At 49.8% G+C, this 21,703-nt stretch carries 16 protein-coding genes; 5 read left to right on the top strand and 11 right to left on the bottom strand.

The genetic code is table 11. The features are described 5' to 3' along the window. Positions 1–43: 43 nt before the first annotated feature. The gene (locus ACN0YR_RS18610; protein ID WP_417850716.1) at positions 44–2,389 is read right to left on the bottom strand and encodes a PSD1 and planctomycete cytochrome C domain-containing protein; all 2,346 of its coding nucleotides are present in this window, start codon (positions 2,387–2,389) and stop codon (positions 44–46) included. Positions 2,390–2,751: 362 nt separating this feature from the next. After that, positions 2,752–4,182, bottom strand: coding sequence for a tetratricopeptide repeat protein (locus ACN0YR_RS18605; protein ID WP_417850715.1), 1,431 nt, complete (start codon positions 4,180–4,182; stop codon positions 2,752–2,754). A 387-nt stretch (positions 4,183–4,569) separates the two neighbouring features. Here ACN0YR_RS18605 and obgE point away from each other — a divergent pair, with 387 nt between their 5' ends. Continuing rightward, positions 4,570–5,577 carry a GTPase ObgE gene (obgE, locus tag ACN0YR_RS18600; protein ID WP_417850714.1) on the top strand — a complete coding sequence of 336 codons (1,008 nt, stop codon included), beginning with the start codon at positions 4,570–4,572 and terminating at the stop codon, positions 5,575–5,577. Positions 5,578–5,627: 50 nt separating this feature from the next. On the opposite strand, the gene ACN0YR_RS18595 is transcribed toward obgE, so the two are convergent. The 3 genes from ACN0YR_RS18595 to ACN0YR_RS18585 form a co-directional block, all read right to left on the bottom strand. After that, positions 5,628–6,560, bottom strand: a complete 933-nt coding sequence (locus ACN0YR_RS18595; protein WP_417850713.1) for a hypothetical protein — start codon at positions 6,558–6,560, stop codon at positions 5,628–5,630. 97 nt (positions 6,561–6,657) lie between these two features. After that, on the bottom strand, positions 6,658–7,605 hold the full coding sequence (locus ACN0YR_RS18590) for a DUF4349 domain-containing protein (protein WP_417850712.1): 948 nt from the start codon (positions 7,603–7,605) through the stop codon (positions 6,658–6,660). Positions 7,606–7,739: 134 nt separating this feature from the next. Continuing rightward, entirely contained in the window at positions 7,740–8,531 is a 792-nt protein-coding gene (locus tag ACN0YR_RS18585) for a sugar phosphate isomerase/epimerase family protein (protein WP_417850711.1), read from the bottom strand. A 697-nt stretch (positions 8,532–9,228) separates the two neighbouring features. Here ACN0YR_RS18585 and ACN0YR_RS18580 point away from each other — a divergent pair. Both ACN0YR_RS18580 and ACN0YR_RS18575 read left to right on the top strand, forming a co-directional pair. Next, positions 9,229–10,029: a Nif3-like dinuclear metal center hexameric protein gene (locus tag ACN0YR_RS18580; RefSeq protein ID WP_417850710.1), complete on the top strand. Its 801-nt coding sequence runs from the start codon at positions 9,229–9,231 to the stop codon at positions 10,027–10,029. Continuing rightward, positions 10,026–10,445: a DUF983 domain-containing protein gene (locus tag ACN0YR_RS18575; RefSeq protein ID WP_417850709.1), complete on the top strand. Its 420-nt coding sequence runs from the start codon at positions 10,026–10,028 to the stop codon at positions 10,443–10,445. The genes ACN0YR_RS18580 and ACN0YR_RS18575 overlap by 4 nt, the downstream gene beginning before the upstream one ends. Before the next feature lie 5 nt (positions 10,446–10,450). Here ACN0YR_RS18575 and ACN0YR_RS18570 read toward each other — a convergent pair whose 3' ends face one another. The 6 genes from ACN0YR_RS18570 to ACN0YR_RS18545 all read right to left on the bottom strand — a co-directional run bounded on the left by ACN0YR_RS18570 (position 10,451) and on the right by ACN0YR_RS18545 (position 18,218). Beyond that, positions 10,451–11,287, bottom strand: a complete 837-nt coding sequence (locus tag ACN0YR_RS18570) for a ferritin-like domain-containing protein (RefSeq protein ID WP_417850708.1) — start codon at positions 11,285–11,287, stop codon at positions 10,451–10,453. Between the two features lie 102 nt (positions 11,288–11,389). Beyond that, a complete protein-coding gene (locus tag ACN0YR_RS18565) occupies positions 11,390–12,709 on the bottom strand; it encodes a BBP7 family outer membrane beta-barrel protein (RefSeq protein ID WP_417850707.1) in 1,320 nt (439 codons plus the stop codon). A 499-nt stretch (positions 12,710–13,208) separates the two neighbouring features. Continuing rightward, on the bottom strand, positions 13,209–14,303 hold the full coding sequence (locus tag ACN0YR_RS18560; RefSeq protein ID WP_417850706.1) for a glycosyltransferase family 4 protein: 1,095 nt from the start codon (positions 14,301–14,303) through the stop codon (positions 13,209–13,211). Between the two features lie 382 nt (positions 14,304–14,685). Continuing rightward, on the bottom strand, positions 14,686–15,522 hold the full coding sequence (locus tag ACN0YR_RS18555) for a hypothetical protein (RefSeq protein WP_417850705.1): 837 nt from the start codon (positions 15,520–15,522) through the stop codon (positions 14,686–14,688). Between the two features lie 403 nt (positions 15,523–15,925). Next, a complete protein-coding gene (gene floA / locus ACN0YR_RS18550; protein WP_417850704.1) occupies positions 15,926–16,948 on the bottom strand; it encodes a flotillin-like protein FloA in 1,023 nt (340 codons plus the stop codon). 109 nt (positions 16,949–17,057) lie between these two features. Continuing rightward, complete coding sequence (locus tag ACN0YR_RS18545; RefSeq protein ID WP_417850703.1) at positions 17,058–18,218, bottom strand: GspE/PulE family protein; 1,161 nt, start codon at positions 18,216–18,218, stop codon at positions 17,058–17,060. Positions 18,219–18,606: 388 nt separating this feature from the next. Here ACN0YR_RS18545 and ACN0YR_RS18540 point away from each other — a divergent pair, with 388 nt between their 5' ends. Both ACN0YR_RS18540 and ACN0YR_RS18535 read left to right on the top strand, forming a co-directional pair. Next, complete coding sequence (locus ACN0YR_RS18540) at positions 18,607–19,827, top strand: family 16 glycoside hydrolase (RefSeq protein WP_417850702.1); 1,221 nt, start codon at positions 18,607–18,609, stop codon at positions 19,825–19,827. A 171-nt stretch (positions 19,828–19,998) separates the two neighbouring features. Next, the gene (locus ACN0YR_RS18535; RefSeq protein ID WP_417850701.1) at positions 19,999–21,432 is read left to right on the top strand and encodes a hypothetical protein; all 1,434 of its coding nucleotides are present in this window, start codon (positions 19,999–20,001) and stop codon (positions 21,430–21,432) included. Positions 21,433–21,703: the final 271 nt, after the last annotated feature.

Raw genomic sequence — 21,703 nt, 5'->3', positions numbered from 1 at the left:
GATCGCACAGTCAGCGTGTGATTCAATCAGTGCGCGAGCCCATTCAATTTCGAGTGATTGATTCGTTCAAGTTCAGGATGACTCTCGTGACAGTCGTCCAGGCTGCGAGTTCTTGCTGATCGAGTTGTTTCTCGGACTGATCCGTTTCGAGATTCAGGCCGACATCAAGAAACGCAGCCACGCTCTCCTCTCTTTCTTTGAACTGCTTGCGGTTCTGCGCGAGAACTTCGAGGAGAACCTTCGATTCAACTTCGTCAGGCAAGCGGGAGACCGCTCTTCGGAAAGCAGATTCGAGTCGCTGCTGGTCGGTTCCATTTGATTCTTCAAGGATACGAGCCGCAAATGAGCGTGCCGCTTCGATGAAAGTTGGATCGTTCATCAAGACCAAAGCGGCCAATGGTGTGTTTGATCGCGGACGTTCGGCAGTGCATTCTTCTCGGCTGGGAGCATCGAACGCTTTCAGCATCGGATGCAAAAACTGACGTTGCCAATGAACGTAAACCCCTCGGCGATATTGCTGAGAATCTTGATCTGGTTCGTACTCGCGCTTGGGGAAGTTGAGGTGCCGGTAATATCCCGGAGGCTGATAAGGATGGCTGCTTTCTCCGCCATATTTCACGTTCAATAGTCCGGAGACCATGAGTGCATTGTCTCGAAGAACTTCTGCGGGGAGGCGGTAAGCACCTTGTCTGGCGAAAAGCTGGTTATAGGGGTCTTTCTGCAGGAGTTCGGCGCTCGCAATGGATGATTGTCGATAAGCTTTGCTGAGCAGAATTTGTTTCAAAATGTGTTTGACATCCCAGCCACTTTCAATGAATTCGAGCGTTAACTCATCAAGCAGTTCAGGGTACGAGGGAGGAGTCCCCTGCCCTCCAAAATCGTCGAGAGACCTTGAGAGTCCAGTCCCAAAAAGGAGATACCAGTAACGATTGACCTGGACCCGCGCAGTTAATCCGCCAACACCAGCTTCTGTTGCTGTCAGCCAGTTTGCGAGATCGAGTCGATTGGCGCGCCTCGATTCATGATCAAGATTCCCTAGAAACTCCGGGACGGCCGGTTCGACAATGGGGCCGCTATCATCGAGCCAATTTCCTCGCGGAAGAACTCGCATTTCTCGCGGTTCTTTGGCAACAGTGACCATCGTTAAGCGAGCCGACTCTTCGATTTCTTTTTTCTCGGCTTCCAGAACTCCGCGACGTTTCGACTGAGACATTGGAATCGTTTCGAGACTATGCTCAATCTCGACAAGTCGTTCACGACCACGCTGCGAAATGACTTCAAGTTCAGGGGGACGGCGAGTGGGAAGTGCATTGCTCCCGATGTAGAAGTGTTGATCTTCATCGATGTCGGCAAAGAAAGCGGCCAGCGAATAAAAGTCTTGAATGGTGTACGGATCGTACTTGTGTGAATGGCATTGGGCACACCCGACAGTTGCCCCCATCCAGACGGAACTGAGATTGCGGACCCGGTCAGCTGCGTAGATCGACAGATACTCTTTCGGTTGCACGCCCCCTTCATGAGATGTTTGCAGCAAACGGTTGTAGCCGGTGGCAATCTTCTGATCGATCGTTGAATCTGGAAGTAAATCGCCAGCGAGTTGTTCGCGGGTGAACTGATCGAAGGGCATGTTGTCGTTGAACGCTTCAATCACCCAGTCTCGATAAGGGGAGATGTGATGATCCTGGTCTCCGTGGTATCCGACTGTGTCGGCGTAGCGAACGAGATCGAGCCAGTAGATCGCCATTCGTTCCCCAAAGTGATCAGAGGCTAACAGCTTGTCGATGATGTCGCGATAAGCTTTTTCTGAATGGTCGGAGACAAAGGCGTCTACTTCCTCAGGGCTGGGGGGAAGCCCAATAAGGTCAAAGTATAGCCTGCGAATCAGGGTGACTGGTTCTGCTGGCGAAGAAAACTGAAGTCCTTCAGCGACCAGCTTCTCCAAGATGAATGAGTCAATGAGTGTTGGCGTTGAAGCCTTCTCATTCGTTTTTGATTCTCTAGGTTTGGGAGGGACATAAGCCCAAAACGGTTCGTACTTGGCCCCTTGTTTAATCCAATCGGTGAGGAGTTTGATTTCTTCCTCTGAGAGGTGTTTCTCAGAATCGGCAGGAGGCATGCGGAGTTCAGGGTCTGGGTTCAGCAAGCGTGCAATCAGTTCACTCTCTTCCGGCTTTCCAGGAACGATGGCGTACTCATGTGCAGCTTCTGACTTGTCGAGCCGCAAATCCGCCTGACGGTCTTCCTCGTCCGGTCCGTGACAGAAGAAGCATTTGTCCGAAAGAATGGGGCGAATATCCCGGTTGAATTCCAGATCCTCAGCAGTCACCGAACTGACGATGGCAAACGTGATGGAAATCACAACAGCGGACGAGACGAATAAACGCATCATAATTAAGTCAGATTGAATGGCGGGCAAAGTTGTCCCGTACCTTCATTTTACACTCTTCGGGAATCGGAATTCCAGAGTTGGCAGCAAACCAACCGATGCAGTGGCACAGATTCAATATTGATCATTATGTTCTGCCTTGGGCGAGATCTCTATGGTGACATGTAAAGTACACAATCTGGGCATGGTCAATATTGAAAATGCAGGACACACGAAAAAAGCCCGCTTCGAATGGAAGCGGGCTTGAGCGAATTAGTTGGCACAAACAAAACTAAAGGTGGTCTCGAAATCTCAGTGATTCAGAACGACTTCAGTAGTCGTGAACAAAACGAAGACTGCACCAATAATCATGGTGGGACGAACTACTACTGAACTTCAACACCTGAGTTTTTCAGAGCGAAGACTGCACCGCGATACGCTGACAATTTAGGTAGTCGTGATTTGGTCGCTTGCTTCCAATATCCAACAGCATCTTGTTGACGATCACGTCGCAGAAGTTCCATTCCGATGAAATAGTATCCTTCGCAAAGCTGAGCAGCTTTTGCGTCTTGATTGTCGGGGTGGACAGATTTCAGCATCGTGGCTGCATCGACTTGACCGAGTTGGAACAGGACTAGCGAATCAATCCAGTCGCGTGAACCTTCTGGCTTTGACAAGACTTCCTGGTAGTCAGCTTGCTTGTAGGTCCCTGAGCGAATTGCACTGGCGAGTTTCCAGGGCAATAAGAATCGCATCTCTTTTTGAAGCGTTAGCGCCTTATCAAACGACTGGCCTGCACTCGCGAAATCTCCGGAGAAGAATTGAGCAAATCCGAGGTCAGCAAATGCCATCGGGTTTTGCGGAGCGAGTTCAGCGACGCGTCGATAGTCGATGAGTGCTTCGTCGACTTTGTTTTGATTTAAACGGGCTGTTGCTCGAAGACTTTGCGCACCAAGCTGATTTGGATCAACAGTGAGTGCCTCCGTAAGTGCTGCTTCGGCTTTGGCAGAATCACCCGCTTCAAGGTAAGCAAATCCACGATTAATATAAGCGGGGATAAACCGACCATCGAGCTTGATTGCCTGAGTGAAGTCAGCGACGGCCTCTTGAGTTTTTCCTTGAGACTGCAGGAACATTCCCCGGTTGTTGAAAACAATCGGGTTTGTTGGAAACTTTTCAACGACGCTGGAAAACGCTGCGGTCGCTTCTTCTGGTGTTTTCGAAGTCGCAGCAAATTCGGCAAGTGCCATGTGGGCTGCCAAATGTTCCGAATTGAGTTGAATTGCTTTTTTCAAGTCTGCTTCAGTCGCTGCGTTATCTTTCAACCGCATGTCTGCCTGAGCACGTTGATAGTACAAGTTTGCAGTTTGCTCCGCTGTGAGGTCCTCTCGTTCGAGGACGGAGTCAACGACGGTTTGAGCTGTTTTGGCATGGTTGACCTTCCCTTCCATGTCAGCCAGGTTGCTCATTCCATAAATATACGGAAGGTAGTATTCCGCTTTTCCCTTTCCTTCGTGGCGAATCGCTTCTCGAGAATCAGCAATTCCCTGACGGATAAATTCCACTTTTCCAGTGACAATTCCCATTTCCACGTGAGCACTACCACGCAAGTAGAGTGCAACATGGTCGTTAGGAGATGCTGCCAAGACTTGATTCGTTAGCTCAACCGTCTTAGGAAAATTCCGTTGACGATAAGCAACATCAGCTTGCTCTTTGAGAGCTTCCAGGTTGGCTGCGTTATCATCCTGAGCCGCGAGTTGGCTCCCAAGTCCAAGAATGGCAATACAGAGCAGCGCTCCGCTAAACTTCCGAAACATCCAAGATCCCTCCCTGAGGAAATTCCAAAATCAGTTTGATTTGAATTTTTTGCGCACCACACCCTGATGAAGTGGTCTGGTGTGCCCCGCTGAAATCGTTTCAACGGCGATAATCAGGCAGGGTCGTACCTAATGGCCCATTTTTCATCAACCCCAGTATCGGTTCCTTGCGAATCCAGCGGTTGTCCCGGTGGTTCGGTGATCTCGCAAATCGTTGAAAATCGTGTACACTGTAGACTCGTAAGTTGTTCTATTGGAAGATGTTTAGTCTTTTTGCTGACGAGAGCGTCGTCCTGTTTACCAAATTTTTGAAAATTGCTCTTTCGTGTACACTCAGCAGTGATCACTGTACGAGATGTGAGCACCTTGAATCACAATTGATACCTCATGTTTGTTGATCGCGTTGAAATACTCTGCCAGGCCGGAGACGGCGGAAACGGGTGCATGAGCTTCCGTCGAGAAGCGCACGTTCCACGAGGTGGTCCAGATGGGGGCGATGGTGGCGATGGCGGAAGCATTTACATCAAAGTTGACTCAAATCTTGGGAGCCTCTCCAACATTGTCGGGCATCGGCACTGGAAAGCTGCTAAGGGACGTCAGGGCGAAGGCAAGCTGAAAACTGGGCGTAGTGGTGAGGACGCCTATGTTCTCGTGGCACCTGGAACGCTGGTCAAAGATCTTGAGCACGGATTTGTGATCAAGGAACTGCTGAAGGATGGTGAGTCGCTGCTGATCGCTAAAGGGGGAAGAGGTGGGCGTGGAAACAAACACTTTGCGACTTCCACCGACCGTGCTCCCAAACATGCCGAAGAGGGCTCTCCCGGAGAAATTCGCGAGGTCATGCTCGAGCTGAAAGTGATCGCCGATGTGGGGTTGATCGGGAAACCGAACGCGGGAAAAAGTACGCTCTTGAGCCGTCTCTCCCGGGCAAACCCAGAAATCGCAGCCTACCCGTTTACCACGAAATACCCCAACCTGGGAATGGTTCGAGTCGGGTACGACCATGAGTTTGTCATCGCTGATATCCCCGGTCTAATCGAAGGTGCACATGAAGGAGTCGGTTTAGGTCACGAATTCCTCAAGCATGTTCAGCGGACACGGCTGTTTGTTCACCTCGTCGAGCCGACGCCAATGGATCAGACCGATCCTATCGAAAACTATCATCAGATTCGAAAAGAGATCTGCCTTTACGATGAGACGCTCGAAGCTCGGCGTGAAATCGTTGTGGTCACCAAGTGTGAACTCCCCGATGCTCAAGCCTGTGCTGAACTCTTAAGCGAAGACCTCGGTCGAGAGGTGTTGCTCATCTCGGCAGTCACCGGTCAAGGTCTCCCGGAACTTGTACGGTTGATCGTCGCTGAATTGGACGAGATCGACGGCAAGGGAATGTTTTGAGAAGCTTTATCGTGATTGTGAAAATTGCTTTCAAAACTTTGTAACCAACTTTAACCAGCTTCGGCGTGGCAGGCGACACACTGTTGTTTGAGATTCTTCAGCTGCTTTGAAAGTTGTTCTTGTTCGCCATCGGTTGCAAGTGTTGCTGAGGTTTTCGACGCTTCAATAAATTTTGTACGCAACTTCTCGCTCAACTTCTTCAGGCGGGCAGACTCTTTGAATTCTTCGGACATTGCCACTGAATGTTCCACAATCAATTGTTGATTGGGGGTTACAGACTCGAGTTGAGCTTCCACGATACCGAAATGCTCCTCGATTCTCGTCATGATGTCGGAGAGTTCATCAACGGGGGCAATCTCAACCAGTTCGACTTGGGGAAGTTTTGCGTCTTCGCTCGGACTTAAGAGGCGGTAGTTCCCAACATCACGAAACAGACCAACGTACTTCGGGTCAGTCCCAACCTCTTTGAGGAATTTGATCGCTGTCTTGGAGGTCATTTCCTTTTGGGCAATTCCACAGATCGCAGCCGCTGCCGGCCCTCGATGTAATCCGTGATGACAATGCACAAAAATCGGTGACTCGCACTCCTCAACAACCTTCGCCAGCTTTCGCGCTGAATCGCGCGGAATGCCAGAATAAGGCAAAGGAATATGCACATACCGCAACCCGTACTTCCGAGCTAATTCAACACGCGGAGTCGTTCCGTCAACGCAAACGATCGTCTTGACTCCATACTTCTGAAGAGCAGCGAAGTCTTCTTCACCTTCCGGTTGAGCTCCACTGAACAGCAACTTGTTTACTTGTCGGAAATTTACAATCTTGGGGGCGGGAGGCTTCTGCTGTTGTTCCTCCGCAGTCAGGATTGAGATCGACCAGACAAGCATGAAGGTCAGCGAAGTCACTCCTGAAAGGATGATTGAAAGCCTCCATGAGAAGAGATCGTATCGTCGAGACATGAGCGGCTGTTGAATTTTGGTTTGCATACTTTGATTTGATCGTATTATTTCTGTTTCTGCAATGATCCTGAAGTACGCGTGCCGATCTCAATCTGTTTGATGAAATTTAAATTAGAAATCGTATTCACTGAATTTTTATATTCCACCATTTTCGCCAACCCTGAATGAAGCTCGTCAAGAGTTTGTTCAACCAGCTTGAACACCAGCGAACAATGAAGAGTGCAGGTAAAAACAACACTAGCACCCATGGGAGGACCCCCACCAAAACGATTGCAAGAGTCCGGATGAATACGACCAGTCGACTGATTGAGACGCTGAACGTTCGCTGGACTTCTGCCATAAATCCTAACTGCTGCTCTGGCTGGTAATCACGGTATTCTTGAACGTGTAGCGTCACGGTAGAGAAATCGACTTGGTGAGCGAGTAGCCGCATTCGTCCTTGCATGCTTTCCAGCTCCGTGCGGATTCTCATCAATTCTCTTTCGACAGCCAATGTCTCTTCAAGCTTTGCAGTATCTTCTTCCAGATGCTTGAGCATGCGAGACTCTTCTTGTTTCTTCGTGCGAATGCGCCCTTCCAAGTCATAAAACTGAGCGGTCACTTCGGTTGAGTTTTCATTTTGAGACTGCAGTTCTCCAAGTTTTCCTGCTTGATCCAGAAAGTCAGCATACTTCCGAATCGGGACCTTGATGACCCATGTTCCGGAACGTCGAGTTCCTGAGATTCCATCCAGACTTGAGCTGGCAACATAACCGTCGTGTGCTTTCACGACATCTTTGACCCGTGCCGGAATATCATCAAAAGAGGTCACCTCGATGCGGAGTTCGGACTCATAGATGATTTTTCGCTCGACCGCTGAATCTTCACTCACTTCGGGATCAAGTGAACTTCCCTCTGTTGGGACTTGATTCATCGCGATTTCATTGATGTCGCTGACGTCCTCTGAACCTGTCGATGCGAACTGTTCTGACTTCGAGAGGGGCATCGATTCGGATGAGCCACACCCAGAAGCAGAGACGCAAAAAATGATGGTCCACAAAGAGACAGAGCAGAAGAGCGAGATCGCTTTCATATCATCCTCCAAGAGTGAGTTGCTATGAAAGTACAGATGCGCCAGCTAAGGAAAAATTCCCAGTAATTTCCTATTTATGGAAAACCGATTCGTCAGAGAATGCGATCGTGAGGCAGATTCGAAGCAACTTGAGTTTATTCCATCGGGATGAGGTTTCGCAGATATTGGATGGCTCGCATTGAATCTCCGACCTTGTCGTTTCCAGTTGAACGTCGGACGTTTAACCAGCCGGAGTATCCCATTTCTTCGATGAGACCCGCGATCTCGTCCCAGTCGATCTCACCTCGACCGACGGGAACCTCTTCGCCGACTCCATCGACGTCCCGAACGGCGTCTCGAATATCGATATGCTCAATTACCTGGTTGAGTTCGCGCAACTGCTTTCCTGGTGATCGGCCAGAAAGAACCCAGCTTCCCAAGTCGGCATCAATTGCAATCGGCCCGGTTTTAATTTGATTCAGAAATGAAAGCAAAGTCTCAGCGGAATCACCAGCTGGGATCACGCAAATCGTCACACCGAAGTGGTTCGCGTGAGTGACCAAATCTCGCATGATCGGAAAAATGACCTGCTTGGCTTCTTCTGATTCCAGATCGGGAAGGCGACCGAGTCTCATCGTCAATGTTCGCAGCTTCATCTGTGAAGCAAACAGGATTGCATTCCGCACTGCTTCAAGTCTTTGTTCAAGGCGCTCATTCTCAAATAAAGAACTTCGCAAAGAAAAATGTGCAGAAGCTGGTTGAAGATTTCTCTCGCCCAAATAATTTTGAAGTTGCCTTCGCGCGGTCGAACCATAGTCTGCAGGTCGAAGCTGACTTCGCAAATCGAACTGGACGCCCTGAGCTCCGATTTTCATCGCTGTGTGCAAAGCACTGCGAATGTCCTGATCGAACTCGTAAGTTGCAACGGAAATTTTCACGCGAAACACAATTGAACCTTTTGATCGGTGTCTGCAGAGATGTTCTCGAACTTCTCTGAGGACGTTTGGTTTTCAGTAGCGACCAGGTGACGTTGAGCCGCTTCAGGAGACATCATAGCTCTCTGCATGGTGTGTCAATGATGAGAGAGGTTTCTCCCTTTTGTACCAAAACTGACAATCTGAATCCTGAACTGGTGTTCGGCAACCGTTCGCCGGATAGAATAGTTGTTCAAAGCAGATTCAAAGCCTGTTCTGATCCTCTCTGCTTCGTGGCAAGCAGTTTATGAATTCATGAAAATGAGCTTCACAGGGTAAACAGGCATTGAACGTGTTTTAGAACTGATCCTGGAGCAAATTCACGGTAATTTAGAGCATCCTTCGAATTGGTTTGCAGGATCTGCCTCGTGGCGAACAGCATTTTGACCAGAGAAATGCGTTCTTCGCGGGCAAACGGTAGAGCAAACTGCTCTACCGGGAACATCGCCGCATCTTTGGCGGTCGTTTAATCCCCAGAGAGTCACCGTGGGCGAAATGGGACACCGAAGACCTGAGAGAAACTTACTTCAATACCTGAATTTACTCTCTTAATCACTGAGAAAAATTACCATTCCACAAGTTTCCGGACTGGCTCTAGTGTTATAAAAAGTGCGGTGACCTTCGAGGGGCATCCAACATCGTTCCTGAAAGTCCGACATCGATTATGTCCATGAAATTGAAGAAGCTAATTGAGTACCTTGGAGAGTTCGCACCGCTTGAACTCGCTGAGGATTGGGACAATGTCGGTCTGTTGGTCGGGGATGAGAATGCGGAAATTTGCCGAGTCTTGACCTGTTTGACTCTGACTCCGGATGTAGTTGTTGAAGCGATTCAACATCAGGCGGAGCTCATCGTTTCTCACCATCCGATCATGTTTCGGTCGATCAATAAAATTACCTCGCAGAACAGCGAGGGACAGATGCTGCTCGATCTCGTCTCAAACAAAATTGCGGTTTACAGCCCGCATACTGCATTTGACAGTAGCGCACTCGGCATAAACGAACAGTTGGCCACGGATCTTGGGCTGACGTCGATCAAACCGATTCGACCAATCGAGAGTGAATCTGTCCCGTCTGGATCAGGCAGTGGGCGATTTGGAAAATTAAATCGCGAAATGGAGTTGGAGAAGTTTCTTGATCACGTGAAGCAGACTCTTCAGATTCCGTTTCTGCAATACACCGGAAACCTCTCGCAGAAGATTAGTACCGTCGGTGTCGCCTGTGGTTCAGCTGCCGAATATTTGCAGGACGCAGTACGCCTCGGTTGCGACGTTCTGGTTACCGGGGAAGCCCGTTTTCATGCCAGCCTTGAAGCTCGAATTCTTGAGACGGCAATGGTCCTTACCGGACACTTTGCATCTGAAAGACCAGCGGTTGAGCGGCTTGCCGTTTTGCTGGCAGAAGAGTTCCCAAATCTTAAAACCTGGGCAAGTGAAGTCGAATCAGACCCTGTTCAATGGAGTGTCTCATGAATGACACAGACGTAACCAAGTCGAATCACGAAGAGGTCCCAGAAAAGGGACCCCGTCCACTTCCTGAAGTTCTATTGTGGCGGGCACTCCGTTTGAGATGTCCTCGTTGTGGAGAGGGGCGTCTCTACCTAAATTACATCAAAATGAATGACTGCTGTTCGAATTGTAACTTGAAGTTGAAGCGAGAACCCGGTTACTACCTGGGAGCGACTTACTTTAACTACGGTGCCACGGTTCTGAGTATGTCAGCCATGTTTTTGTTCTTCCGCCTTGGGATGAACATCTCGGTCGATACGATCCTTTGGCCTCTGTTCTCGTTTTGTCTCGTCTTCCCACTGCTCTTTTTCCGGCACGCACGTGCTTTATGGTTAGCCTTCGACTGTCAGTTTGACCGCTCGGTTCTTGATGAGAAGTGAGCCAGTTACGACTTGTGTGTCGTATCTTCAGCAGATTCTAGGCGGTCAATGAATTCGTCCGTCATTCCGGCTTGCTGGCGGGCTTGGCGTTGGAAGTCTTCACCACGAGCTTTTTCGGGGCGAAGGGGCCAGTGGAGATGCTTTTCGAAAGCTTCCCAGTCTGAGAGTTCTTCTGGTTTCAATTTGCGAAGCCACTCGAGACCGAAGCGGACGTGTTCGATTTCATCATCATGAATCGCACGCATGATATGCGCGCTGCGTGTATCTCCGACGGCATTGAAGGCCGTTTCCAGCTCAATCGTATGATCCAGATTTCTGCCTTCAAAAACGAGTGGTAAGCCGGCGAGGTAGTCGAGGACGTTTTCGAAGTCCATGGCCTTCTTCCAGATGTAGCAGTTGACTGGAAGATCACCAAACTGAACGCCTAACTTGGCGGCTCTCTCGGCGTGCATCCGAGTGTGTCGTTGCTCATCAACCATGATGCGCGCGAGCCCATGGCGAAATTCGCTGGGGGCATCGGGAAAGGCGAGAAGTGTCCAGGCCATCACTTCAAGTGCCTGCAGTTCATGATTCGCAAGAATATGATGAGCGACCGCTCGTTTGTGAGGGTCGTTGAGAGATTGTGGCGACGGAAGTCGAGGGGCGGCGCGGCGTTCGGCGAACTGTAAGTTCGGTGGACGGTTCGGCTCTTCTACACGCACTGCCTCGCCGGGGAAGTCATCAGTCATCTCGGTGGAGATTGCATTGACTTTTTGAGCGAGTTCGGTTGAGAGGAGAACGCGCTCGGCGAACTCTCGGATTTCCATAGCTTGCTGTCCAGAATGAATGTTCGTCGGAGACATCAGGTATGACCGTTTGAGCATCGTCACTGAGTGACTCTCTCAAATACTGTCACTGAGTGACCCTCGGAACAGTCTCACCAAGCTGTCATCAATCTGGGCATCTTACGGGAATAGGAATTCAATTCCAACGACGAGACCTTGAGCATAGAAGTTCGACAACTCATTCCGCGTGCCAATGATCGGAGGATCATTCACAGAAGCTGGAGCGTTGTAGTCAATATTGTCGTACGCTCGAGAGAATCCTGTTCCAGCGAGAAGTTGATATGAGAGTACAAGGTTCAGGTTTTCCGTTGCTTGATACTTCCCGTAGACCGAAAAGTCGATCATCGGAGCAAAGCGAGTGTTCTCGTCTGTGCTTGTCACGGGAAGTTCGTCAGCTGTGAAAATCTGGGCAGTGTCAACTTGATCCTGAAGACGGTTGATTCCAAACAGGAATTTGAAGTCGGTTCCCAATGTGAAACGTTTCATCTTACTCTCAGCGCGGAAACCAACTTGTGGGCCAAAAATGTGGTTCTGAGAGAGTGAGTTGATTCGGTGGTCCAGAATGTTCGTTGGATCATTTAATGGATCAGGAATGTCCTGTCCTGTGATCGTCAGTCTTTCTTCCATGTTGAGATATCGAAAACCTGCGATGGGGCGAATGAGCATCGATGCATTGGGAGTCATCGGATTCGCAATCAGGTTGGTCTCCATTCCGTAGATGTCTGTGGTCAGAGTAGCTCGCATTCCCTCGCTGAAGAGAATCATGGTGTTGTTATTCACAACCCCATTGTTCAGCAAGGTGACAGCTCCGATGAGTGTTGTATTCTGGAATGCAAAGTTGTCCACGAATGGGTTCACCTTCACAAGGTCGTTGAATTCTTCCAGAACAAATGCACTCGCTTCGAAATCTCCAATCGTCAGGGGGATTCCAAAAGTTCCCCGAAATCCGTTGAGTCCTGATTCCTGGGCTTCCCCAATTCGTGGAACCACAGCGACTGTTTGAGGACGAGCTCCGAGAATGCGGTCTTGGGCATCTAACCGGCGTAGTCGATCAACTCCAGAAAGATCATAGGGGACGCCAGCTGCGTTCGGGGCGACAGGTGCACCAAGAAGTGTGTCGTCGGCACCTCGGATTTCCCAATGCAAGACGTCAAAGCGAATCCAGGCTTTGTTGACTTTGTTACTAAGAATGTTTCCCAGTCGTGTGTCCGGGCCGAACATCCATCCGCCATCGTCGGGCGTCAGTTGTGCATGCGGACCACCGGGACCACCCCTGTAATAGCCCTCTGATCCCATCCCAGCGTATTGCTGTGAGGGACCGGGACTTCCAAGGTACCCAGTATTTTGAAATCCTGATTGCGGATATTGCCCCTGTGCAAACCCTGCCAATGGCAGGAAACTGCTGATGACAAGAACAATTCCGCTCAACCAACGAGTCATAGTGCCGATCCTGGTCGAATCTTTTCCGCTGTTCCGTTTTCCGCAACTGGCAAATGGAGATATCACAGGCATTTGATCTTTGCGGTCAATGGTTCACGTTGTCCAAATATGGGGTGTAGCGAGACCATTCGGTAGCGCACCTCCACTCCGTGTCACTTGTATCGGCTACGGGGAAATGAGAACTTGGGTGAACTTTGAGGATTTTGACGATCGAAGCGGTTTTGACGAACGGTTCAGCGACTCGTTGAGAGAAGTCGTGGCGTTACAAGTCTATTTTGTTAAGAGATTTACGTCATTAGAGTGTCTTTTGGATTGGCGCACAGGTTCGGCCTCGTGGTGAACAGTAATTTTATTGATGAAACTTGTTCTTCACGGGTGAACGGTGCAGCAAACAGCTTTAGAGCATCTTTCGAATTGGTTTGCAGGTTCTGCCTCGTGGCGAACAGCATCTTTACTAGAGAAATGCGTTCTTCACGGGCACACGGTGGAGCAAACTGCTCTAAGCAGGCGGCTGTTTTGTCTTCAAGATTTCCTGATAAATGGAGAGCATCGACTCGGTCATTTTTGAGGCGAGGAAATTCTCGCGGATGTGATCTCTTCCAAGTCGCCCAATTTCTCTGGCTTGATGGCGATGAATTAGCAGCTCATGAAGTTTGGAGGAGAGTTCTTCAACGTCAGCTGCGGGGACGAGGAGCCCTGTCACACCGTCATCCACAATATGTGCAACGCCATCAATATCTGAGCTGACGACTGGCAACCCGGCAGCCATCGCTTCGAGCAAGATCAGCTTCGAGCCTTGTCGCAATTCCGGAAGGACAAACAGGTCAATTGCCTGAAAGACCTGCCGAAAGTTCTCAAGATGCGGGAGAATCGTCAGCGACTGACTGATCTTCAATTCCTCTGCGAGTTGCCTCAGCGACTTTTCTTCTGGTCCCGAACCTGCAATGAGAAAAAGAACCTCGGGATGCTTTTCCAATATTGCCTTGGCAGCCCACAAGAAGTGGTTCAGCCCTTTCTCCTTCTCGAGTGGTCCCGCTGTCCCAATGACCGGTGGGCGATCTTCGGGAAGAATCGGTTGAAGGTCTTCTTCTCGAGGAATGTTGACGCCGTTTTGGACAACACTGACCAACTCTTCCGGGAGTCCGGTCTGGTTCAGTAACTGCTGTCGAATCGAGTCGCTGACAGTAATAATTCTCCGGCACCAGCGAAGATCGACTTCAAACTGACCATCGGCGGGAGGAATATCTTGAAGGTGCAAGACGTACGGAGTTTCGATTTCTTGTGCGAGCCAAGCCCCGAGCTGGTGCATGTGACGATGCTGAATATCAATCAGGTCCGGCCGATTCTTCAAATATTCCCGTTTGGTGAATCGAGCAGAAATTCGGGACAGGATGGGAACCTGCAAGTATGGATCGACATAGATAGAGTTTCTGCCGATCTTTTCAGCCAGCGAAGGTGGTGGAGTTGCGGAGAGAACTCGGATTTTGACAGCATCCTCGGGCAGAGCCTGAATTAGCGACATTGATCGCTGATAGCGTCCGCGAAGTTCGAAACTTCCAAGAATGAACAGGAGATCAATCGCTTTTGTCGCCACAATTTACAATGTATTTCTTAAGGAGGAGCCCGGTCGAAGATGACGCGAGTTGACCATCGGAAATCGCAGTAAGGCATTCGTGCCCCAACAGCGATCTTGTTTCTTTATCTCGATGCGAAATCATCAGCTGTGAGGGATGCCTTCAGTATTTCAGGGCAACTTTAATGCTTGTCGTGGCTACAAAAATCACTGAGATGGCTTCATAGACAGCTCGCCGAAAGACTGAATGCGCCCGTCTTTTCAATGCGTCCATTTTTTCAAAATGCTCGCCAGCATTTTTCGAACTGGTGTCCGGGTTCTGCTTCGTCGTAGATTGCTATTTTACTGGTGAGACACATTTTACAAAGAGGCATGGTAGAGCAAACTGCTGCAGTAGCCAAAGTTAATCTTTGCGGTTGTTTCTCAAAGCTTTGGGAGGAGAGAGTATCTCGTTGAGAACCACAGCATTTCGCACACCTGCCTTTGAATTCAGCAATGCGGCAAACGAGTTTTTATTCGATTTACGTTTACGAATTTTGGTTGCGCCCCCAATCTGGCCAAGCACAGTTGGGCTGGAAGTTGCGGTGACATGAGGGAGATGGGGGACATGGGTTTTGACGTGCTCATCGATCGTCTGCGACACTTTTTGTTGAGTTTGTGCTGTCGCTGCTTGTTGAGATTGCTTCGACCTGGTTTTCGCCGGTTCAGTGCTGCTTCTTTGGCTCAGATCAGACCGTTTTCGTGTTGGCGTTGGCTTAGCTGGCAACGGTTTCGATTGAGGTGGCTTTTGTAGCCCGGCTTGTTCTGCCAGAACTTCTTCCCTGGTCCGACGTCGTCGTGGCGGAGGTGGTCGACGGGATGGAGGTGGCGAGATGACTTCCACTTCCTCAGTTCCCGATGGTCTCGTGACACGGCCCCCATCACGGCGGGACTGTTTCAAAAACTGGTCGATTTCGTTTTGTACACCACTTGGCCTTGGCCTGGGTGTTGGACGCTGTTCGCCAGGACGCCGCTGTTGGAGGGCTCGTTTATTCTTTGGATCCTGATTTTGGCTGACCAGATTGACGATCCAACCCATCAGGGCAATCAGGAAGACAACGATCCCAAAGAAACTTTCGAGATCAGCGAGCAGTAAATATGGCGTCATGTCTTCTATCACCTGCGTTGATTGGTGAAAGGCGAAATCAAATTGATGTGCGTCCGCTTCATACGACTCTCCTGCGATTTCAGGAGGCTTCACAAGATGTGAAATCGCTTATGTCTTCTTGAATGAACCACTCATGTTCTGTTGAGTTTTGCATCTGTTCACTCTTGTTCACTCTGCGATTCTGGCTTGTAGTCGCTATGTCTCACATCGACCCGGCCAGACTCACTCGCACAAATTTGGAAATGTTGAACTCGTGTTGTTCACTGCTTTTTCTGGTAATAACTTTTTCATGGAGGCTAGAGCAGTTTGCTCTACCGTGTGCCCGTGAAAAACGCATTTCTTTAGAACCAGTCCGAAAACCTCTGAAATAGGTGCTTTCCTCAACGTTTGAGAGAGCAATTTCACGTATCAGGACCAGTTCTAGTATAAATGCTGTTCGCCACGAGGCAGAACCCGCAAACCAATTCGACAGATGCTCTCTAAAGAGTTCTCTGTTCTAGCTTTCTGGTTGCTGAGCGACTTCGTCTCCCATCCCGGCAATGGCGGATCGCATCGATGTGTCCGCCTGGACGTTTTTAAGTTCATAGTAATCAAGCAGACCGAGTTTTCCAGATCGAAACGCTGCCGCAATTGCTTCAGGAACTTCTGCTTCGGAAAGCACGACAACAGCACGATTCTGTTGAGTTTTCGCGACCATTTCCTGTTCTTGAGCTGCAAACTCCGCACGTCGTTGTTCTGCTCGAGCCTGAGCGACTCGCATGTCTGCTTCGGCTTGATCAGCTTGAAGTCTCGCTCCAATATTCTCTCCAACATCAATATCGGCGATATCGATGGAAACGATTTCGAATGCAGTTTGTGCTTCCAGACCTTGGTTGAGTACGGTTTTTGAAATCCGATCAGGGTTTTCGAGAACTTCGGCGTATGTCTTTGTGGAACCGATTGCTTGGACAATTCCCTGTCCGACACGAGCAATCACAGTCTCTTCTGTTGCTCCCCCGACCAACTGCTGAATATTTGTTCGCACAGTCACACGTGCCCGTGCTTTCAACTGAATTCCATCCGCAGCAACGGCATCAAGAGTGCCTGCATTTTTGCGAGGATCTGGGCAGTTAATGACCTTTGGGTAAACACTCGTTTTGACTGCGTCCAGAATGTCTCGACCTGCGAGGTCGATTGCTTGGGCGACTTGCCAGTCCATGTCGATCTGTGCTCGATGAGCAGCGACGAGAGCCCGGATGACGTTAGGGACATTTCCTCCGGCGAGATAGTGGGCTTCAAGAGCCCGCGTCGAGATATCGTAGTGCTCTGTCAGTCCGGCCTGCACAGCCATGATTTTACTTCGGACGATGATTGTCGGATTCACCTTTCGAATCGACATCATGATCAGGTTCGTCATTGAGACGCCGGCACCGGTCATTTTGCACTGAACCCACAGGCCAAAATATCGTGCCAGCACTGCCATCATAATAAAGACGACAATGGCGCCGAAAACTAAGCCAATAATCCAAGCGCTATTCATCTCAGTTCATCCTGATTCAAGGTTTTACTTATCGGGGAAATAGCCGCAAATCCCTATGATATGTGTACTTCCGCTGTCGAGTGAAGTCAAGTCACGAGGGGAAACTCCGTCAACCAGGCAGTGCGTCCGAGCCGAAGACCCGGTAACATTCTTCGGTGGTCGTTTGCCCGGATTCGACCATTCTCTGAGCCTGCTGAAGCATTGGAATCATGCCTGAGGACAAGGCTGCTCGTTCGAGAAATGGCACATCTTTCTTCTCCAGAATGGCATTGGTTATCTCTGAATGCTCAATCCGCAGCATTTCTGCCACGACAATGCGACCCGAGTACCCCGTCATCCGGCACTCCTGACATGGGCTCACTTTAGTCTGTCGACATCGACACGATTTTCGAAGTAGTCGCTGCGCCAGGAGGGCTGAAAGTCCACTCCGGAGGATATACGGTTCGATTTTCATGTCGGCCAACCGCCCCAGTGCTGCCGCCGCAGTCCCCGCATGAAACGTCGATAAGACCAGGTGACCGGTGAGTGAAGCCTGAAAAACGATGCCAGCGGTCTGTTTGTCACGTATTTCTCCCACCATAATGACATCGGGGTCTTGCCTCATCAGTGAAATCAGCCCTCGTTCGTAGTTAAAGTCGCTTTCTGGCTTGATGGCTGATTGTGAAATTCCGGGGAGAATTGCTTCAACAGGATCTTCAAGTGTACAGATACTGCGGAGTGAGACGCTTGTCGTCAGAATGTGTCGAATCGCTGCGTAGAGCATCGTCGTTTTGCCGGAGCCTGCAGGTCCACATGTCAGTAACAAGCCTGATGTCTGTTCAAGTACGTTGCGAATGGAATTTTCAATCTCAGGAACATACCCAAGCTCTTCGAGGGTTCGATACTCTCCCGAGCCAACGAAAAAACGAACGACTGCTTTCTCTCCATGAACTGTCGGAAACGTACTGACACGAATTTCCGATTCGGTGGACTCCCCTTTGACACGTCCTTCCTGCGGAACGTCAGTTCGGTACGTCAACAAATTTGCGACGACTTTGAGCCGCGTCACAATGTTCACTCCTCCATCAATGCGATCCGCAGCTTCCAAAACGCCATCAATGCGAAAATAGGGGATCAGTCCGTTTGGAGTCTTGTCAGGAATCAGGTGCAAATCGCTCGCCTGTCGTCGAATCGCCATATCCAACAGGACCTCAACGGCATGGACTGCGTACTTTTCTTCACCGACCTGAAATGGGGCCAATAGAGATCGAAGTTCTTCGTTAAGCGTCATACTTCCTTCTTCTCAAAATGACCGAGAGGCACCCTCTCCTACCGGTCTCATGAACGCTGGAAACTGTGAGTAAGATGAAAAAACTCGCTCTGATCTTAAAAGATTTCCAAGAATTCTCCCTCATCGATAGCTTCCAGCGGATTTTGAACTCAGTCTCACGTCCGGCAGAGCTTGCCGTCTAGGACTCAAAAACATGTCTGAGGTGATTCTGCTGCTGCAATGGTCTCCATAGGCTGATATTGTCGCGAATGTCAGTCAGTTCCGCTGTGCATCAGCAGGACTCTGAGTACCGATGCAGTTCTGAGGCAACGAGACAACTTTTTCAGGGCATGATCGTTTCATAGGGAATGGCCACTTCCATCAGGTTCAATTCAGGATATCGTCCGCCGTGATTCTTAAAAAATCGATTCTTCTGACCGGACTCGCTTGCGCACTCACTACGAGTGGAATCGCTATTTGCGATGATGAGATTTCTTCAGATTCACCAAAAACAAGTGAAAATGCACCTGAAGCGTTGCAGCCAGCCTCTCGGCCTCCTGTTTTGCTGGCTCCTCCTAAAACTGCGAAACCGGTTTCAACCAAAGAGGTTCCGGAAGCCGGAAGAGTCTCACCTACTGCCAAGCTTTCGTCCAGCGATGCAAAAGTCAGCAAGACTATAAACGGACTGAAGTCCCCGGGCGAGACTTTGAGTCAAGGATTTGTCTCTCTGCTTCCTGGCGAAGATTTGGCTGGCTGGGTTGTTCACGAAGGGCGAGCTGATGTCTGGAAGCAAGTCGGAGAAACAATTTCTTGCACCGGAGCAGGTGGAGGATGGTTACGAACAGAAAAAGAATACAGCGATTTTGAGCTGAAATTCGAATACAAACTTCAACCTGGTTGCAATACCGGGCTTGGAATTCGTTGCCCCGGTGAAGGCAATCCGACATTCACGGGAATCGAGTTGCAACTTCTCGACGACACCGCAGAGAAATACAAAAGCTTGCGAGCAGATCAATATTCCGGGAGTCTCTACTATCAGGTCGCTCCGCAAACAAAGCCTGAGTTGAAACCGGCTGGCGAATGGAATGAATGCGAAGTCATCTGTATCGGTGATCAGATCACAGTGAAAATGAATGGGCAAGTTGTCAACGAAATCAATCTGGCGAGACCGACAGGTGAAAAACCAGGTTCGGGCAAGAGCTGGAAGCTTGCAGAACGTCCACCATTGGGGCATCTGGCGCTCCAAAGTCACCCTTCGCAAGTTGAATTTCGGAACCTGCAAGTCAAAGACCTTTCAGTCGAGACCACTTCGGGCGTTCGGTATGTCAACCTTCAGGATGGCGAAGGCGAAGTCTTTACTGATGCGAAGATGGTCACTGTGCATTACGTCGGTCAACTCCTCGATGGAACCCGCTTTGGAGATACCCGTGATCTCGGAGAACCAGTCTCCGTCCCCGTCAATGGGATCATCGATGGTTGGAAGCACGGGATTGAAGGGATGAAAGTGGGTGGGCGGAGAAGACTGATTGTTCCGCCTGAGATGGCTTATGGCAGCCAAGGTGTTCCAAACTTGATTCCACCGGGGGCGACTCTGGTTTTTGAGGTCGAATTGTGTGGCTTCGAGCGTTAACCTAGGATAAACGCCTTTTTATCGTTCAACGCGATTGTTTTAGAATTTCTCCGCAAACCTGAGTTCAGGCTCTCGAACATTGAGAGCGTTCCTCATCGGACAGGTTTTCGGTGGCTTCATATTTTGATAGATCATTTCTTCGCGTTGATTAGGGCATCCTGGGGAATCGAAATGAGTGAATCTAAAGAAAGTCCGTGTCCCGATTGCGGGGAAATGGTTCGTGTGAACTCGCTGCGCTGCTGGAACTGCGGCGCATTCATGAATCCAAAGCTGGAAGAAAAATACCTGGAGATGCAGGCTAAGCCGCAACAGACAATCTTCAGTGATCTTCCCGATAGTGAAGTCTCATCGTTAGCAGATGACTCCTCGGCTGAAGAAGGAGGAGATGACGATTTCGAACTCTCTATGCCGTCGAAAGCACCTGCTGTTTCGAACGAGGCCGGAGCACTTCCGTCTGATCTCAATGATCCTGCCTCAACAGATCCCGAATCAAAACGGTCTTCAGAAGGTTCTCCTGTCGAAGCCACAGGCGACGACATCCTCAACATTGCAATGAAGGATGAAAAACAACTTCAAAAGCAACGTCGAAAAAGAGCCCAGCGGGGTGGCATGAAGACTCCGGGTGGTGGGCTCATTATCTTCTGCCCGTATGGTTGCCGAATCGTCGTGAAGGAATCGCACCGCGGAATGCAGGGAAAGTGCCCGGAATGCCGAGCACCGTTTGTCGTTCCGGTCGATCCTCCGAACTTCCGCAAAGAGAAAACCGCCGATGATTCAAGTGGCAAAGCGGCAACAACAGAAGCCTTTGAAGGCTGGTTGTCCGACTTGCATTTGCACAATGTGAATCCAGAAAAGTTGAAGCTTAAAGCAGACAGCTTGCTGAAAGAGTTTACACTCGCTGACTTCGGCTTCTCGGAAGACCAACTTGTTGTCGCTGTTTACACCAAGAAGGCACGTGCTGCACTCGGGAAAAGCGACGGGAAAAATGATCCCCGCTCAGCCCTGAAAGCAGAATTGCAGGCGGGCAAGAAAGTTGAGAATCCTGACCTCGCAGAAAAGTATACGTTCTCGAAAGATGACTTGTCACAAATCAAAGTTGTGCAACCAGTCGCATCACGTGCCGACTCGATCTTTCATGGAATCACTGTCTTCGGAGAAGGCCGAATTTCAATCCAACTGCCTCATGTCGAAGGCAAGACTGAAATCCTGTATGTCTCGATGGGACTGACGCAGTTCTGGGAATTTCAAAAGCTCGTCGAAGAAAAATACGGCGTCACATCACTCGGGGCAGGAGCCGGAATACCTTCTGAACATGAGTACGCGAGCTATCGCTGCCACTTCCTCGAAACACAAATCAAGGCTCTGAAAAACCTCGAGTTTTACAAAGCCGACGAAACTGTCGAACTCGAAGCGGTCGGCTACCAATGTGGGAAATGTCAGGCGACTGTCAGTGAAGAAGGCCGCAAACGAGAAAGCCTGGGCGGGAAAACTGCCAAAGGAATCCCGAAAGCGAAATGCCCGAAATGCAGCAGCAAGATGGGTGACAACACGCTCTACGGAATCAAGCAGGAAGCTGAAGAGCCAGCAACCGCTGGAGCGACGTAAGCACATTAGCGCATCTAGAACAGTTTGCTCTACCGTGTGCCCGTGAAGAACGCATTTCTTTAGAACTGATCCTGAAACTTGAAATTGCTCTCTCAAACGTTGAGGAAAGTGGCTATTCCAGAGGTTTTCGGACTGGTTCTAGTAAAAATGCTGTTCCCCACGAGGCAGAACCTGCAAGCCAATTCGAAAGATGCTCAATTTGACATCAGTAAAATGAAAAGCCCGCGGAAACAATCTGTTTCCGCGGGCTTTTTTGATACAGCTTCAATGC

The organism is Thalassoglobus sp. (assembly GCF_048270125.1).
GTDB lineage: Bacteria > Planctomycetota > Planctomycetia > Planctomycetales > Planctomycetaceae > Thalassoglobus.
The sequence above is the reverse complement of the archived record's forward strand: the minus strand, read 5'-3'. Positions and strand labels throughout refer to the sequence as shown.